This is a genomic window from Sphingomonas sp. CFBP 13720 (assembly GCF_014842075.1).
GTDB lineage: Bacteria > Pseudomonadota > Alphaproteobacteria > Sphingomonadales > Sphingomonadaceae > Sphingomonas.
On sequence record NZ_JACYVA010000021.1, the window covers coordinates 1 to 1,056 of the forward strand.

At 63.3% G+C, this 1,056-nt stretch carries 1 protein-coding gene; it reads right to left on the reverse strand.

Translation table 11 applies throughout. The features are described from left to right. Window positions 1-15: 15 nt before the first annotated feature. Window positions 16-962 (reverse strand): IS630 family transposase gene (locus IFT55_RS17100; protein ID WP_192093559.1). Its coding sequence is split into 2 segments (ribosomal slippage): window positions 16-623 and window positions 623-962, totalling 948 coding nucleotides; the frame shifts between segments, so codons are not numbered across the junction. Window positions 963-1,056 lie beyond the last annotated feature (94 nt).

Sequence of the window (1,056 nt, forward strand, 5' to 3'; positions counted from 1 at the left end):
TAGAGCGGTTTTCGATCAGTCTGCATCATATCCGCATGCGGCGAAGTAGTTGGCGCATTCCTGTGGCGAGTAGAGGTCGAGGATACGGCCGATGGCGTTCCACAGGCCATGGATGGTCCGTTCGGCGGCTTTTCGCAGATGCGCCTTCAGCTTTGAGAAGGCCTGCTCGATCGGGTTGAAATCGGGACTGTATGGCGGGAGGAACAGGAGCGTTGCGCCGATGCTCTCGATAGCGGCGCGAACGGCTGGTGTCTTATGGCTCGACAGGTTGTCCATGATGACGACGTCGCCGGGCGAGAGTTCGGGCACGAGGACACGGGTCACATAGGTGAGGAACGCATCGGCGTTCATCGGCCCGTCGAGCACCCATGGCGCGACCATGCCGGTGCGGCGCAGGCCGGCTGTGAAGGTGGTGGTCTTCCAGTGGCCGAAGGGAATGCCGGCCCGCAATCGCTGGCCGCGTCGACATCGTCCATGGCGGCGGGCCATGTTGGTGGACGCCCAGGTTTCGTCGATGAAGACCAGCGTGTCGGGATCGAGGTCGAGCTGTCCTTCGAACCATTCCTCGCGACGCTTCATGACGTCGGGGCGGTCCTGCTCGCTCGCGTGGCCGGTCTTTTTTTACGCGTGATCCCGTGCCGGGCGAAGAAGCGCCACAGCGTGGCGATGCTGACGCTTGCGCCGCGTGTCGCCAGCATCTCCCGCAACTCGGCCAGCGTCGGATCGGGTTGCTGCTCGATCGCCTTCAGGATGAAAGCGGCATGATCCTCGATCTTCGCCGTTCGGCGATCACCACCTCTGATCTTCCCCGCTGGCGTGCCATGCGCGAGCACCAGTTGCCGCCAGCGGATCGCGCTCGCCGGGCTGACCCCGAACCGCCGCGCTGCCTGTCGGCACGACAGCCCGCCCTCGACAGCAGCAACGACACGGTCCCGCAGATCACGCGATAAGGCTCGACCCATTCCATGCCAGCCTCCTTCGCCAGCACGGATCGTGAATCAGAAAACCGTCACCGTGTGAATCCCTGATGATTCAGCTCGGCTGAAAAACGCTCTA